The sequence below is a fragment of the Aquificaceae bacterium genome, from assembly GCA_037481935.1.
Classification (GTDB): Bacteria; Aquificota; Aquificia; order Aquificales; family Aquificaceae; genus Pampinifervens.
The window spans coordinates 35,225-50,289 of the sequence record JBBFKQ010000001.1 but is presented as its reverse complement, the minus strand read 5'-3'; the positions used below and the strand labels follow the sequence as shown (position 1 = coordinate 50,289).

Here is a 15,065-nt window from a genome sequence, read left to right as displayed (position 1 = left end):
TATGGAAGGACTTTTTGAGCTATTGCAGAAAGGCGGACTTGCCATGTATCCTTTGCTATTTCTTTCAGTGCTTTCCTGGGCTGTGATAGTGGAACGCATATTTCATCTCCGTGCCTCCAACTACATAAGCAGGACTGTAAGGGACCTGAAGCCTCTTATCGCAAGTGGGGACATAGAGGGGGCCATAAAACTGCTTTCCACTGACAGCTCCCATACCGCAGGCATGCTCAAAGAAATGCTGCAGAATTACAGAGAAGGCAAGGCTGGCAGGGAGGATATGATAAAAAGCCTTGACCTTGAGCTCTCACTGCTCGTGCCAAAGCTGGAGAAGAATCTTCCTCTGCTGTCCACCGTGGCAAGCGTTGCCCCCCTGATAGGTCTGTTTGGGACCATTACTGGACTCATAAAGGTTTTTTCAGCCTTTGCCACGGCAAACCCCGAGCAGGCAATGGTTTTGCTTTCAAAGGGTATAAGTGAGGCTCTTGTGGCTGCGGCGACAGGGCTTGCGGTTGCCATACCCGCATTGATTGCCTACTGGCTCTTCAGGATATGGGGCAACAGCATCCTTAACAGGATTGAGTCTGAAGTCTTTGAGGTTTTGAGGATACTCAGATGAGAAGAAGAAGGCTGAGCTACGACGAAAGGGCATACATAGATGTTGTCCCTCTTGTGGACACGCTTCTTGCGGTCTTTCTATTTCTTGCAGTCATTGCCTTTCAGTCGCCCGTGACCTTTCTTGCAGTAAAGCTTCCCTTTGCAAAGGAGGGTGAAAAGCTGAGCCTTGAGGTTTTCAGGGTTCAGGTGCTCAGGGATGGCAGGTATCAGGTAGGTGGGAGGGATATGAGCCTGAAAGATATAGAAAGGGATATTCAGGAAAAGAAGCCAAAGACCCTTGTGGTGGAGGCTGATGAGGATGTGCCACACAAGTTTGTGGTTGCCCTCATGGATGTGGGTAAAGGTGCTGGCGTGGAAAATGTGCTCATAGGTGTCCGGACAGGGAGATGAGCTTTTTTCTGAAAAAGCTCCTGAGCTTTCTTCTTCTTCCACCTGCCATATTTATTCTCATGTTCTTTCTTATAGCCATGATTTCAAAGAGGAAATCTGTGAATTTCATAGCAATCTTCGGTGCTCTGAGTCTGTATTTGCTATCGGTAGAGCCTGTAAAAGATATGCTTTACAGACCTCTGGAGAAAGCCTACCCTGTTCCGGAGAGTCTGAGGGTTGATGCACTGGTAGTTCTTGGTGGCGGAGCCTATAACACGGGGATTCTCAAGGAGGACTCCATGAAAAGGCTTCTAACTGGCTTTATACTTCACAAAAAATATGGGCTCCCTCTCATACTCTCAGGTGGTGCAAGCATAGGAAAGCTCCCTGAGGCGGAGGTCATGAGACAGGTTCTTGAGGAGCTGGGAGTGGACAAAAACAGCATAATCACAGAAGTCAGAAGCAGGGATACCTTTGAAAATGCGAGGTATGTGAAGGAAATATGCAAGAGGAGAGGTTTTGAAAGAGTTGCCCTCATAACATCCGCATATCACATGCCGAGGGCTGTTGAAACTTTTAAAAGGTCAGGTCTGGAGGTTGTGCCCTACCCTACAGATTTCAAGCAAGATAAAACTTATAATCTTTACAGCTTCATCCCTCGCATGAGTGTTCTCAATGACAGCTACAAGGCTCTCAGGGAACACTTAGGCGGTCTGGCTTACAGCGTGTTTTATTAGACCGTCTCTCTCAAGGCCTTCTCTCACAGCCTTCAGGAGTTTCTCAAGAGCTTCCTGATAACCACCTGCCTGAATCTTGCATCCAGAGGCGTATTTGTGCCCTCCACCGCCCAGGGCTTCCGCAATCTTTGCTACATCTGCCCTACCCTTTGACCTGAGAGACACCTTCCACACGCCCTCCTCTGGTTTTTCTATAATAGCGTAGGCTACTTCAACCCCTTCCAGAGACCTAGGATAGTTTACAAGCCCTTCACTGTCCGGGTATTCACAGCCCGTTTCTCTGAAAAACCTGTCAAAGATGGTTATGCCTGCCACGAGCCCATCTTCGTGAAGAGACATAGTTTCAAGCACCTTTGATATAAGTTTCATTTTGTTTAAGCTTTCTCTTTCTGCAAAGTTCACAAAGGTCCAGTGGGGCTGAGCCCCCAGCTCCACCAGCTCCTTAGCCAGCTGGAAGGTTTCTGCGTCTGTGTTGGAATATTTAAAAAAGCCAGTATCTGTTGCAAGTCCGGCATAGAGGTTTTCCGCCATATCTCTGTCTATGGCAGACCTGTCCCATTCACAGATTAACCTGTATATAAGTGCTGTGGTGGATGGTGCGTCGGGGTCTATGTAATCATACTCTCCATAGAACTCTCCACCCACGTGATGGTCTATCCTTACCCTTTTGAAAGTCTTCACTTCTGCGTTAACCCTGTAGAAACCGCTGGCATCCACCACTATAGCAAGACTGAATACCTCATTAACCGGCAACCTGACCACCTCCTCAGCACCCGGTAGAAAGTCAAGGAAGTGGGGCACCCTATCCTTGCATCCTACCACAACCCTTTTGCCCTTTTTCCTGAGAAACATGTAAAGAGCAAGAGCACTGCCAAGAGTATCCGCATCGGGATTTTCATGGCTTGCGATTAGGATTGGACCCTCTTCTTCCTTTAAAAGCTCTATGAGAGGTATGCTTTGCTTCATCATAATTAGACCTCCAAACATACTAAATTTATACCTCCTGAAGCACCCCTGCACATCTTCTGCATACTTCTCCCTCAAACTCCTCCTCAGGATAGTAAAGCCAGCACCTCGGGCACTTCCTCCCTTCTGCAGGGGACACGCCCACCTTTACGCCTTTTACGGACTCGCCCTCCAGCACATACTGACCACCTTCGGAGAAGTGAACCCTGCTGACTGTGAAAAAGTATTTGAGATAGTCTTCATACTCTCTTGCCACTTCCAGCCCATCTCCCCAGAGAAAGAGCTGAGCCTCGTAAGGATGGTTCACCGCCTTTTCCCTTCGGGCTACCTCTATAGTCTTCATCACATCCTCCCTCAGTTTTATGAGATACTCGTAGTCTTTCAGGAGTTTTTCATCGGTCAGCTCTTTCCTTGGCTGGGGTATCTGGTGCATAAAGACGCTTTCTGGAAGCTCCGGGTTTATGCCTCTAAGATGCTCCCATACCTCCTCTGCGGTGAAGCTCAGGAAGGGTGCCACCGAAGTTATCAGGGCTTCAGCCAGAGCGTATAGCACCGTCTGGGCAGACCTTCTTTCCGGGCTCTGGGGTACGTAAACATAAAGCCTGTCTTTGAGCACATCAAGGTAGAGGCTGGAAAGCTCTACAGAGCAGAAGTTTCTTATGAGGTGATAGACCCTGTGAAAGGCATAATTTTCGTAGTGCTTGTGGACTTCCTCAAGAACCTTCTGCAGGTAAGAGAGCATCCAGCGGTCAAAGTGGTGGAGCTCATCAAAGGATATAGACCTTGACAATTCAAAATCGTAGAGGTTTCCCAGAAGAAACCTTATAGTGTTTCTTATCTTTTTGTAGTCTTCCACAAGCCTCTGAATTATACCCTTTCCAAGCCTGACATCTTCAGTGTAGTCTTCGGAAACTACCCAGAGCCTGAGGATATCTGCACCATACTGGGATATGACCTCCTGAGGGGAGACCACATTACCCAGCGACTTGGACATCTTTCTGCCCTTTTCGTCCACCACAAAGCCGTGGGTCAGAACCGCCCTGTAGGGTGCATGTCCGTAGCTGGCAACGGACTCCAAAAGCGATGCCTGAAACCACCCCCTGTGCTGGTCTGAGCCCTCAAGGTAGAGGTCTGCCCTGTCTATTCCCCTTTTTCTGAGCACATGGGCATGGGAAGAGCCAGAGTCAAACCACACATCCAGTATGTCTTCCTCTTTTATGAACTCTTTAGAGCCGCAGGCTGGACAGGTGTATCCCTCTGGCAGAAGCTCATGCGGGGATTTTTCAAACCAGAGGTCTGCACCCTCTGGGGAGCCCTCTATCAGGCTGGAGACTCTTTCAAAGACCTCTTTTTCTGCCACCACATGACCGCAGTTTTTGCAGTAGAAAACCGTTATGGGCACTCCCCAGAACCTCTGACGGGATATGCACCAGTCGGGTCTATTTTCCACCATTGACGCTATCCTGTTTCTGCCATAAGAGGGTATCCACTGAACCTTCTCTATCTCTTCAAGGCTCTTTTCCCTCAATCCTGTCATGCTTATAAACCACTGGGGCGTTGCCCTGAAGATGACGGGGTTTTTGCACCTCCAGCAGTGGGGATAGGAGTGCCTTATCCTGCCCTCGTGCAGCAAAAGCCCTCTGGAGCGCAGGTCCTCCACTATGAGGGGGTTTGCTTCAAAGACCCTCATGCCCCTTATAAACTCTGGAGCCTCCTCAGTAAACCTTCCTTCATCGTCAAGGGGTGCAAAGGGCTCAAGTCCGTATCTGAGACCCACCATGTAGTCTTCCCTACCATGTCCCGGTGCCATGTGGACAAGACCCGTTCCAGTGGAGAGCTCCACAAACTCGGAGGGGTATGTTCTGTTCACTCTTTCCCCGTAGGGGGCAATATACTCAAGACCCACTATCTCTGAGCCCTTTACCTCCCTTATGACCTCCCCCTCAACGCCCGTTAGGCTTTTGAGGCTTTCAAGCAGAGCCTTTGCAAGCACATAGGTTTCCTCTCCAACACTGAAGAACACATAGTCGTATTCCTCGCCCACCATAACTCCAAGGTTTGCCGGCAGTGTCCACGGGGTGGTGGTCCAGATTAAAAGGTATGTGTCTGGCTGGTCTTTTAGGGGAAACTTCACATATATGCTGGGGTCTTCCTTCTCGTAGTATTCTACCTCAGCCTCTGCCTCTGCGGTTTTGTCGTATATGCACCAGTAGACAGGCTTTTTGCTCCTCACTACAAAGCCCCTCTGGAAGACCCTTCCCAGCTCTCTAACTTCCTGAGCCTGATAGGTTGGGTCCATGGTTATGTAGGGGTTCTCCCAGTCTGCGAGCACGCCAAGGCGGATAAACTCCTCCTTTTGAACTTCTATAAACCTCTTTGCATACTCCCTGCAGAGCCTTCTGAACTGAACCTTTCCAATATCCTCCTTTGTGAGCTTTTTAGCCTTTAGCTCCTTTTCCACCTGCTGCTCTATTGGAAGCCCATGGCAATCCCATCCGGGCACAAAGTCCACATCATACCCCGTAAGGAGCCTGTATTTTACGATAACATCCTTCAATACCTTGTTGAGGGCGTGTCCTATGTGTATGTGTCCATTGGCATAGGGCGGTCCGTCGTGAAGGACAAAGAGGGGCTTTACCCTGTTTCTTTCCCTGAGCTTTCTGTATAGCCCCTGCCACTTCTGAAGTATCTGAGGCTCTCTCTCTGGCAGGTTTGCCTTCATGGGGAAGTCTGTTTTTGGAAGGTTTAGCGTTTCTGCGTAGTTTCGCATGGTGTTATATTATAGCCTTATAACATCAGCCTTCAGGTAATCTCTGAGTGCTTCTGGCACCACCACGGACCCATCTTCCTGCTGGTAGTTTTCTAAGATTGCCACCAGCGTCCTCCCCACCGCAAGCCCAGAGCCGTTGAGTGTGTGAACAAAGTGAAGCCTGCCACTGATATCCCTGTAGCGTGTGTTCATCCTCCTCGCCTGAAAGTCCTCACAGTTTGAGCAGGAAGATATTTCCCTGTATCGTCCCTGAGAGGGCAGCCATACCTCTATATCGTAGGTTTTTGCTGAGGCAAAGCCCATGTCTCCTGTGCACAGAAGGACCACTCTGTAAGGGAGTCCCAGTGCTTGCAGAACATCCTCCGCATCAGAGGTGAGTCTTTCCAGCTCTTCGTAAGAATGCTCCGGTTTTACGATTTTCACCAGCTCCACCTTGTTGAACTGATGTTGCCTTATGATTCCCCTTATGTCTTTTCCGTAGGCACCAGCCTCTCTTCTGTAGCATGGCGTGTAAGAGACCATGTATATGGGTAGGTCCTCTTCAGAAAGAATCTCTTCCCTGAAAAGGTTTGTAAGGGGCACCTCGGCAGTGGGTATCAGGTAAAGGTCATCCCTTTCGCACCTGTAGAGCTCTTCTTCAAACTTGGGAAGCTGACCTGTTCCAAGTAGAATCTCTGGTCTTACAAGGTGAGGGGGCAATACCTCCCTGTATCCCTTCCTTGAATGGAGGTCAAGCATGAAGTTTATGAGAGCTCTCTCTAACTTTGCACCCCAGCCCTTGAGGACCACAAAACGACTGCCAGAGAGTTTGCTTGCCCTTTCAAAATCAAGGATTCCCAGCCTCTCACCTATCTCCCAGTGAGGCTTTGGCTCAAAGGAAAATTCTCTGGGCTTTCCCCATCTTCGGACCTCCACATTCTGACTCTCATCTTCCCCATAGGGCACGCTCTCGTGAGGCAGGTTTGGAATGCGAAGCATAAGGTCTTTTAGCTGGCTCTCAACTGCAGAGAGCTCCTCTTCCCTCTTCTCTATATTCTCTCTTAGCCTCTTTACCTCTTCCTCAAGTGGTGAAGTATCCTGCCCCTGTTTTTTCAGCATACCTATTTCTTTGCTCTTTGCGTTCCTTGTAGCCCTCAGATCCTCAAGCTCCCTGAGAATGCTTCTCCTCTGTGCATCAAGCTCGAGGACTCTGTCCACAAGACCCGCAAGCTCTTTATCTCTTAATGCAAGCCTTTCTCTGACGAGCTCTGGGTTTTTTCTTATAAGCTCCATATCAAGCATGATAAGGATATTTTAATAGGTGTGAAGTGGTTCTGTCCCTATTGCTGGCATGAGGTCACAGAGAAGGACCTTAAGTGCCCAAACTGTGGTGCAGACCTTGAGAGCTTTCACAGCATGGATTTTGACGACAAGCTAATTCTTGGGCTGAAAAACCCCATCACACAGACAAGGATGTTTGTAATAGAGCTCATAGGCAGGAGACGCGTAGAGAAGGCGGTTGAACATCTGTGCCAGCTTGCCAGAGACAGCGAAGATACCTATGAGCTTGTGACCATATTCAACGCCCTTCATGCCATAGGTGCACAGGGAGCTCTTGAATGTATGAAAGAGCTTGCAGACAGAAAGAACAATCACATCCTGAAAAAACACATAGAGCAACTTCTGGGTTAAAATCTTCAACCATGGACATAAAAACCGCAGAGGAAAGGCTCAGAAACATGGGCTATGAAGGTTTTTATGTCTGGTATGACCCGCCGGGCACCTTCTACGACTGGCATACGCACCCTGAGGATGAAGTCCGTTATGTGCTGGAGGGAGAGATAACCATCGGCACGGAGGAGGGAGTCTACCATCTAAAGGCCGGAGACCTCCTTGAGGTAAAGGCCGGCACAAGGCACTGGGCAAAGACAGAGAGAGGTGTGAGATACTTGTGTGGGAGCAGGAAGGCTCAGGCTCTTTCAAGTAATCCCCCACTATAGAAAAATCTTGCGTCTATCTTCTTATCTGCGTCCCTTCTGTATTTGTTTACCGAGTATATGGTGCATTCTGCCTTTTCTCTGCCAAGCGTCAGCACGCTGTAGCCCCAGCAGTTTATGGAGTTGATGTGCTTTATCCACTGGTTTTGAGCCATTTCAGCCCTCTGGAAGTCCTCAAGGGAGGGGTAGCTCCAGCTCCTTCTCCACCAGCCTCCTTCGTTAGCGTTGATGGAGGAAACCGCCGGCGTCATAAACTCTGCACCTAAGACCCTTTCGGGTTTTTCGTAGCTGTCTGGAATTTCTGCCACAAGGCTTGCGTGCCTGTCGCCCGTTATGGCGATGAGGTTCTGCATGCCCTTCTCTTTCAGAAAGTCCAGCACTTGCTGACGCTCGCCGGCGTATCCGTCCCACGCATCCAGCGAGCCAAACCTTCCATCTGTCATGGACCTTGAAAGCTGAACACTGCTTGCCCATACCTTCCAGCGATAACTGCCTTCTGCCAGTTTTGAGAAGAACCACCTTTTCTGGTCCGCACCCAGCATGGAGGTCCTGAACTGTTCTCTGCAACCTTCTACTCCAAACCTTCCCTCGCATGGGGGCCTATCTTTGTAGCTTCGCAGGTCTGTCACAATAAGATGCCCCAGACCTCCGAGGTCAAAGTCCCTGTATATGGTAATCCATGAGAGGGGGTCTCTGTTTCCAAAGTCAGTCTTTACCCTCGCTGGCACGTATTCAAGCCATGCCTTGAGGGCTTCCTGCCTCAGGCGCAGTATCTTTTCCCTGTCACCACCGAAGGGGTGCTTTGTAAAATACCCCCATGTGCCCCTATGATAGTCAAAGTAGTGGTCGTTGAGAAACTCGTGGTCATCCCAGGTGGCTATAAAGGGGTGCATGGCACGGGCGAGCCTGAAGTCTGGGTCGGAAAGGTAGGTCCTGTATAGATACCTGTAGTCCTCAAGGTTTACGCATATGTCTTCACCCGAGGGCATGCGAAGGTCTCTTCCGGGCACCCTTGCCGGTCCGTATATTTTTTCGTAGATAAAGTCCCCAAGGTGAACCACAAAGTGCACGTCTTCCTGTGCCAGATGCCTGTAGGCAGTGTAGTATCCATCCGCATAATTCTGGCATACCACGAAAGCAAGGGAGAACTCCTCAGCCCTTTCTGGAAGGGTTCTGAACCTGCCCACCATGGAGGGCACATCTGCGTAAATAAACCTGTAGTAATAGGTCTTTCCGGGCTGGAGCTTACCATCAAGGTCTATACGCACCGTAAAGTCGTCGCCGACATTTATAGAGCCCGCAGGAATCCTGCCAGTAAAGGCTCTTTTGAAGTCTGGCTCTTCCGATATCTGCAGTATAAGGTCTCTATTCATCTTCTTGTGGACGGCGGGGTTTACCCGTGTCCAGAGTATAGCTCCCGTCTGTGTGGGGTCTCCGCTGGCAATTCCCTGGGGAAATACTTCCTCTGCATCCTGTGCAAAGCTGAGGTTGTTTATGTGAAAGAGTAGGACACTTGCAAAACAACTTTCAAGAAAACTTCTTCTCGTGAGCACAGTCTTAATTCTACAGACAGACTGTTAAACTTCTGTTAAGCTTCTTCTAAAGACCTCCTTCTTATGCTTGCCCTCTGAAGGTATTGTGTGAGCTCCATTTCCTTCCCCTTCTCAATGAGTTTCCTCAGCTCTTGAAGTGAGGAAGTGAAAGCTTCTATAGCCTTCATAACCTCCTGCGAATTTTCCATAAATATGTCTCTCCACATTATTGGGTCTGAAGCCGCTATGCGGGTAAAATCTTTGAAGCCGCCCCCGGGGTATTTGAAAAGGTCTATTTCCGTGCTGAGCCTCTCTATGGTGTTCATGAGGGCAAAGGCCACCGCATGGGGAAGGTGCGACACTGCACCAAAGACAAAGTCGTGAAGCTGTGGGTCCATCTCCTCCACCACCGAGCCTATATCTGTCCATAAATTCCTTATCTTTTCCTTGGCTTCAAGGTCTGTCCTTTCTGTAGGCGTGAGTATAAGCCTTTTTCCTCTAAAGAGGTCTCTGAGTGCATTTTCCACTCCTGCCTTTTCAGTGCCCGCTATGGGATGCCCTCCCACAAACCTGTTGCCCAGAATCTCCTCAAGCCTGTAGACCAGAGAACCTTTCACCGAGCCAAGGTCAGAAACTATACAGTCTGGGGTTATGAGGTCCTTCAGCCTTTCGGCTATGGGCAGGAATGTCCTAACAGGGGTCGCCAGCACCACCAGTTCTGGCTCATAGGTTTTTATGGCTTCCAGCTCTGTAGAGCCATTATCTAACACTCTCAGCTCTTTGCCCTTTTCTATCGCCTCCGGCTTTATGTCCACTCCAAAGACCTCACAGCCTGTTGCCTCTCTGCAGGCAAGAGCAAAAGAGCCTCCCATAAAGCCAACACCGATTATCATAACCCTTTTAAACATCCTGATGAACTATCCTGCCCTCAAAAATTGTGTATATCACTTTCCCTCTGAGTGTTTTGCCCCAGATGGGCGTGTTTCTGGACTTTGAGAGGTTTGTCTCATCGTTTAGCACCCATTCTATCTCTGGGTCAAAAAGCACCAGGTTTGCCCTTGAGCCTTCCTTCAGACTTCCGCAATCCTCAAGACCAAGTATTCTTGCAGGTCTGCAGGACATTAGCTCTACCAGCTTTGAAAGGTTGATGATTTCCTGTCTTACAAGCTCAAGCATCATAGGCAATGCGGTCTGAAGCCCTATAATGCCAGGCATGGCACTTTCTAACTGTCCTTTTTCCCATACCGCATGGGGTGCATGGTCTGTTGCTATACAATCTACTGTGCCATCCTTCAGACCTTCAATCAGAGCACTTCTGTCTTCTTCCCTTCTCAGAGGTGGGTTTACCTTTGCGTATGAAGAAGACCTGAGGAGCTCCTCCTCCGTAAACATAAGATGATAGGGGTTTACTTCACATGTAACCCTCACTCCCTTTTCCTTAAATAGCCTTATTATTTCAACACCCAGCCTGCTACTCAGATGCTGGATGTGCACATGTCCCCCTGTATGATAGGCAAGGATGCAGTCCCTTGCCACAAGCACATCTTCTGCGCTCGCAGGTCTTGAATATAGACCCAGCACGGAGCTAACGTATCCATCGTTAATGTGTCCGTATGCAAGCCTGTCATCCTCACAGTGGTTCATCACAAAAGACCCGAGCTGTGCGGTGAGCTTTAGAGCCCTTTCCATCAGGGCTGAGTCCATGAGGGGTGCACCATCGTCGGTAAAGGCAACACAGCCAGCCCTTTTCAGGGCATAAAAGTCCACAAGTTCCTGTCCCCTTCTGCCCTTTGTTATGGCACCCGCAGGCAGAACTCTACAGAGCCCTATGTCCTCAGACTTTCTCCTTACATATTCCACGACCTCAGGTGAGTCTATGGGTGGTTTCGTGTTGGGCATGCATACCAGAGTGGTGAATCCACCTGCTACCGCACATCTCATCCCGCTCTCTAAATCTTCCTTGTATTCCTGACCAGGGTCTCTCAGATGCACATGAAGGTCCACAAAAGCGGGGCATGCGATGAGCCCTTTTGCCTCTATAACCTGAGCCTCAAGCTCAAAGAGGTCATCCCCTATTGCCCTTATCCTTCCCTTTTCTATAAGTATATCTTTAATGCTGTCCAGTTTCTGAGAGGGGTCTATAAGCCTTGCCTTCTTTATCAGGATTCTGGACATTACAAAGATTATAAACCACCTCCTTCAGGGCTTTGTATGGGTTCTTCTCATCCGTTTCCCACACAAAAACGCCCCCCTGACTAAGTATGCCCTTTGCAGTTGATGACTCAGGATGATGTCCGCATACCACCACGAGCAGACCTTTACTCCTTATAAGCTCTGAGAGAACTTTTTCATCCTCCGGCAGTTCCCGTATCCTTTCGGGAGAGCCACCAAAAATGAGAAGCTCCTTAGCTTTTTCAAACTTCTGACTTATACTGCCCCCCTCGTCTACAAGCACACCAATCCTCAGGTCTTCACCATCTGTGGGTTCGTAGTGAATAAACACCATATCTAACTCCTTTATTTCCTCCTTGAGCCTTTCCTCTATGTGGTCAACAAGCTGATGCATCCTTATAAAATCTCTACCCTCCAGCACAAGCACAAGGTCCGCAAAGAGCCTCCCACCAGAACTTCTCACAAAGAGCCCCTTTATTTCCTTAACCTCAGGAAAAGAGAGAAGAACATGCCTTATTCTATCAAGGGTCCTTTCATCCACGGAAACATCTAAAAGCACAGAGACCTCCCTCCAGAGTATGTTAAAGGCGGTGTAGCTGATAAGCAGGGCAACACCAAGGGCAAAGTATCTGTCCAGTTGATAGCCCATGTAAACTCCAAGGAAGCTCATGAGCACCAGAGAAGAACCGAAGGCATCTGTAAGGGTATGATAGGAGTCTGCTATAAGCGTTGGTGAGTTGAGCCTTTTACCTGCCCTTCTTTCCAGCACCGATAGAGCCAGTGAGCTGAAAAGAGAAAAGACTACCACGCCAAGACCAAATCCTAAATACTCCTCCCTTACAACCACCTCCTTCCCTATAGCCCTCCTTATCATCTCGTAGGCTGTCAGGAGCAGAAAGAAGGCTATCACTATGGAGCCTATGTTTTCAAGTCTGTAAAGACCATAGGGGAACTTACTGGTTTTTTTATCGGAGAGCTTTATGGTAACAAAGGCTACCACTGATGCGAAGGAGTCAGACAGAGAATGCACAGCTTCTCCAATGAGGGAAAGACTCCCTGTGAAGAGCCCTGCTACCAGCTTCAGAAATGCCTGCAGCAGATTAACCGTAAGAGAAATCAGAGCCCAGTGATGCTTTTTCATCGGTTAAAGGCTATTTTACACCCCTGATGGCTCTCTCGCCTCCTCAGCTCTTCCTCAATAGCCTTTATAACTTCCTGCTTTTTTGCGTAGGTGCAGTAGTCCGGTGCTATAAGCCTGTCTGGTTCTACCTCACCGGTGAGCCTGTGAATGACCACAGAAGGGGGAAGTATCTCTATTATGTCTGCGGCACGCTCTGCGTATTCCTGCAGGCTCAGGACTTCAAACTCGCCTCTCATATACTGCTCCGCCATTCTGGTGTTCTTTATTACGTGCAGAGGGTGTATCTTCACGCCGTCTATGGGAAGGCTGGCAAGGAGCTTGCCTGTCTCCAACATATCCTCCCTGTCTTCCCCGGGAAGCCCGAGGATTATGTGAGCGCATACTTTCAGGTTTCTTCTTTTTGTTCTGAGCACTGCGTCCACAAAGTCTGAAACTCCATGTGCTCTGTTTATGAACCTGAGGGTCCTGAAGTTGGCGCTCTGAAGCCCGTACTCCACCCATACCTCAAGCCCCCTGTTTGAATAGCTCTCCAGAAGGTCAAGCACCCATTCGGGAGCACAGTCAGGTCTTGTGCCCACATCTATCCCTACTACTTCTTCAAACTCAAGAGCCGTATCGTATATGGATTTGAGGTATTCATACTCTCCGTAAGTGTTGGAATAAGACTGATAGTAGATAAAAAACAGGATTTTTTCTCCGTATCTGTTTTTTGCCCTCCTTATGCCCTCTTCTATCTGCTGGCGCAGGGGTATATAAGGCTCAAGATGTGCAGGTCGGGTGCCTGAAAAACAGTAGGTGCAGCCACCCCTCGCCTTGGTGCCATCTATATTTGGACAGGTAAAGGGAAGAGCAACGGTTATCTTCTGAACTCTTCTACCATATTTTTCCTTCAGGTAATCCTTGAGTGAATAATAAAGTCTTTCTGTGGTGACCATGGCTTATTCTTTGTCAATACACTCGTTTAGCAGTGCTGCTACCATCCCCGGAATCACCGCGTGCCCTCCAAGGATGCTAACTACTATGGTGATTGCCTGCATCCGGTCCATTGGTTATATTATAGTCTTGTTGCCAGGATTGTGCTATACTATTTACCTCCAAGGCGCGTAGCTCAGCTGGCAGAGCGCCTCCCTTACAAGGAGGAGGTCGGCGGTTCAAGTCCGCCCGTGCCTATACACTTCTCTTGACTGAAAGTCCCGAAGGTAGTATGATATAATATTGCCCTTAAGCTGGCGTAGCTCAGTGGCAGAGCGCGGGATTTGTAATCCCGCGGGCGTGGGTTCGACCCCCACCGCCAGCTCTGAGGTCAGGAGGGGTGGCCGAGCGGCCAAAGGCAGGGGACTGTAAATCCCCCGGGCTCCGCCCTACGCAGGTTCGAATCCTGCCCCCTCCACCAGCGGGCGTAGCTCAGTGGTAGAGCAGCTGCCTTCCAAGCAGCAGGCCGTGGGTTCGAGTCCCATCGCCCGCTTTTTATTAAACTCGCCCAGGTAGCTCAGTAGGCAGAGCACACCCTTGGTAAGGGTGAGGTCGCCGGTTCAAGTCCGGTCCTGGGCTTAATAAGGAGGTAAAAGGATGGCAAAGGAGAAGTTTGTAAGGGAAAAGGAGCATGTGAACGTGGGCACCATAGGGCACGTGGACCACGGAAAGTCTACACTCACCTCAGCCATAACCTGTGTGCTTGCAGCAGGGGTCATGCCAGGAGGAAAGGCAAAGTGCATGAGGTATGAGGAGATAGACAAGGCACCAGAAGAGAAGGAAAGGGGAATAACCATAAACATCACACACGTAGAATACGAGACACCCAAGAGGCACTATGCCCACGTGGACTGTCCTGGACACGCAGACTACATAAAGAACATGATAACAGGAGCAGCACAGATGGATGGGGCAATACTGGTGGTATCAGCAGCAGACGGACCCATGCCCCAGACAAGAGAACACGTATTGCTAGCCCGTCAGGTGAACGTGCCATACATAGTAGTCTTTATGAACAAGTGCGACATGGTAGACGACCCAGAACTACTTGACCTTGTAGAACTTGAAGTAAGGGAACTTCTTTCCAAGTATGAATTTCCTGGGGATGAAGTGCCAGTGATTCGTGGTTCAGCTCTTGGAGCACTTCAGGAGCTTGACGCGGGCAAACCAGACCAGTGGTGCAACGCCATAGTAGAACTTATGAATGCACTGGACCAGTATATACCCACACCACAGAGGGAAGCGGACAAACCCTTCCTCATGCCCATAGAGGACGTGTTTACCATATCAGGGCGTGGAACAGTGGTGACTGGGAGAGTGGAGAGAGGGGTATTAAAGCCGGGAGAGGAAGTGGAGATAGTGGGGCTGAGAGAGGAGCCACTCAAGACAGTGGCCACATCCATAGAGATGTTCAGGAAGATACTTGATGAGGCGCTACCGGGGGACAACGTGGGAGTGCTGCTGAGGGGAGTGGGCAAGGACGATGTGGAGAGGGGGCAGGTGTTGGCGAAGCCTGGGACAGTCAAGCCTCACAGGAAGTTCAGGGCGCAGGTATACGTGCTTAGCAAGGAGGAAGGTGGAAGGCATACACCCTTTTTCCTCAACTACAGGCCACAGTTTTACTTCAGGACGGCTGATGTGACTGGGACGGTGGTAAAACTTCCTGAGGGTCAGGAGATGGTGATGCCGGGTGACAATGTGGAGATAGAGGTGGAGCTAGTCAAGCCTGTGGCTATGGAGGAGCAGCTCAGGTTTGCCATAAGAGAGGGTGGAAGGACTGTGGGTGCTGGTGTGGTCACTAAGATTATTGAGTGA

14 protein-coding genes and 5 tRNA genes are annotated in these 15,065 nt (G+C 49.5%); 11 read left to right on the top strand and 8 right to left on the bottom strand.

The window, feature by feature from the left end:
- Position 1: 1 nt before the first annotated feature.
- The 3 genes from WHS43_00295 to WHS43_00285 are packed head-to-tail and all read left to right on the top strand — an operon-like array spanning position 2 to position 1,721.
- Positions 2–616 carry a MotA/TolQ/ExbB proton channel family protein gene (locus tag WHS43_00295; GenBank protein ID MEJ5338081.1) on the top strand — a complete coding sequence of 205 codons (615 nt, stop codon included), beginning with the start codon at positions 2–4 and terminating at the stop codon, positions 614–616.
- Entirely contained in the window at positions 613–1,005 is a 393-nt protein-coding gene (locus WHS43_00290; protein MEJ5338080.1) for a biopolymer transporter ExbD, read from the top strand. Before WHS43_00295 ends, WHS43_00290 begins: the two co-directional genes overlap by 4 nt.
- Positions 1,002–1,721, top strand: coding sequence for a YdcF family protein (locus WHS43_00285; protein ID MEJ5338079.1), 720 nt, complete (start codon positions 1,002–1,004; stop codon positions 1,719–1,721). The genes WHS43_00290 and WHS43_00285 overlap by 4 nt, the downstream gene beginning before the upstream one ends.
- Here the strand turns inward: WHS43_00285 and WHS43_00280 are convergent.
- From WHS43_00280 to serS, 3 genes are read right to left on the bottom strand one after another with little or no spacing between them, the layout of a single operon-like run.
- Positions 1,689–2,690 carry a bifunctional oligoribonuclease/PAP phosphatase NrnA gene (locus tag WHS43_00280; GenBank protein ID MEJ5338078.1) on the bottom strand — a complete coding sequence of 334 codons (1,002 nt, stop codon included), beginning with the start codon at positions 2,688–2,690 and terminating at the stop codon, positions 1,689–1,691. The two genes, WHS43_00285 and WHS43_00280, sit on opposite strands and share 33 nt — an antisense overlap.
- A 25-nt stretch (positions 2,691–2,715) precedes the next feature.
- Entirely contained in the window at positions 2,716–5,457 is a 2,742-nt protein-coding gene (ileS, locus tag WHS43_00275) for an isoleucine--tRNA ligase (protein ID MEJ5338077.1), read from the bottom strand.
- Between the two features lie 9 nt (positions 5,458–5,466).
- A complete protein-coding gene (gene serS, locus WHS43_00270) occupies positions 5,467–6,738 on the bottom strand; it encodes a serine--tRNA ligase (GenBank protein ID MEJ5338076.1) in 1,272 nt (423 codons plus the stop codon).
- Between the two features lie 21 nt (positions 6,739–6,759).
- Between serS and WHS43_00265 the strand changes: the two genes are divergently transcribed.
- Together WHS43_00265 and WHS43_00260 are read left to right on the top strand one after the other, a co-directional pair.
- On the top strand, positions 6,760–7,128 hold the full coding sequence (locus WHS43_00265) for a HEAT repeat domain-containing protein (protein ID MEJ5338075.1): 369 nt from the start codon (positions 6,760–6,762) through the stop codon (positions 7,126–7,128).
- Between the two features lie 11 nt (positions 7,129–7,139).
- Positions 7,140–7,436: a cupin domain-containing protein gene (locus WHS43_00260; protein MEJ5338074.1), complete on the top strand. Its 297-nt coding sequence runs from the start codon at positions 7,140–7,142 to the stop codon at positions 7,434–7,436.
- On the opposite strand, the gene WHS43_00255 is transcribed toward WHS43_00260, so the two are convergent.
- From WHS43_00255 to WHS43_00235, 5 genes are read right to left on the bottom strand one after another with little or no spacing between them, the layout of a single operon-like run.
- A complete protein-coding gene (locus tag WHS43_00255) occupies positions 7,406–8,986 on the bottom strand; it encodes an alkaline phosphatase D family protein (GenBank protein MEJ5338073.1) in 1,581 nt (526 codons plus the stop codon). The genes WHS43_00260 and WHS43_00255 overlap by 31 nt on opposite strands.
- A 35-nt stretch (positions 8,987–9,021) precedes the next feature.
- Positions 9,022–9,873: a prephenate dehydrogenase/arogenate dehydrogenase family protein gene (locus WHS43_00250; protein MEJ5338072.1), complete on the bottom strand. Its 852-nt coding sequence runs from the start codon at positions 9,871–9,873 to the stop codon at positions 9,022–9,024.
- Positions 9,866–11,140 carry a dihydroorotase gene (locus tag WHS43_00245; GenBank protein ID MEJ5338071.1) on the bottom strand — a complete coding sequence of 425 codons (1,275 nt, stop codon included), beginning with the start codon at positions 11,138–11,140 and terminating at the stop codon, positions 9,866–9,868. Before WHS43_00245 ends, WHS43_00250 begins: the two co-directional genes overlap by 8 nt.
- On the bottom strand, positions 11,076–12,278 hold the full coding sequence (locus WHS43_00240; protein MEJ5338070.1) for a cation diffusion facilitator family transporter: 1,203 nt from the start codon (positions 12,276–12,278) through the stop codon (positions 11,076–11,078). The genes WHS43_00245 and WHS43_00240 overlap by 65 nt, the downstream gene beginning before the upstream one ends.
- The gene (locus WHS43_00235; GenBank protein ID MEJ5338069.1) at positions 12,275–13,213 is read right to left on the bottom strand and encodes a TIGR01212 family radical SAM protein; all 939 of its coding nucleotides are present in this window, start codon (positions 13,211–13,213) and stop codon (positions 12,275–12,277) included. Before WHS43_00235 ends, WHS43_00240 begins: the two co-directional genes overlap by 4 nt.
- Before the next feature lie 162 nt (positions 13,214–13,375).
- On the opposite strand from WHS43_00235, the gene WHS43_00230 reads away from it, so the two are divergent.
- From WHS43_00230 to tuf, 6 genes are all read left to right on the top strand, one after another.
- Positions 13,376–13,448: transfer RNA gene (locus tag WHS43_00230), tRNA-Val, on the top strand.
- Between the two features lie 55 nt (positions 13,449–13,503).
- A tRNA-Thr gene (locus WHS43_00225) sits at positions 13,504–13,575 on the top strand.
- Positions 13,576–13,584: 9 nt separating this feature from the next.
- Positions 13,585–13,671, top strand: a tRNA-Tyr gene (locus tag WHS43_00220).
- A tRNA-Gly gene (locus WHS43_00215) sits at positions 13,672–13,743 on the top strand.
- Positions 13,744–13,756: 13 nt separating this feature from the next.
- Positions 13,757–13,829: transfer RNA gene (locus WHS43_00210), tRNA-Thr, on the top strand.
- Between the two features lie 18 nt (positions 13,830–13,847).
- Positions 13,848–15,065: an elongation factor Tu gene (tuf, locus tag WHS43_00205; GenBank protein MEJ5338068.1), complete on the top strand. Its 1,218-nt coding sequence runs from the start codon at positions 13,848–13,850 to the stop codon at positions 15,063–15,065.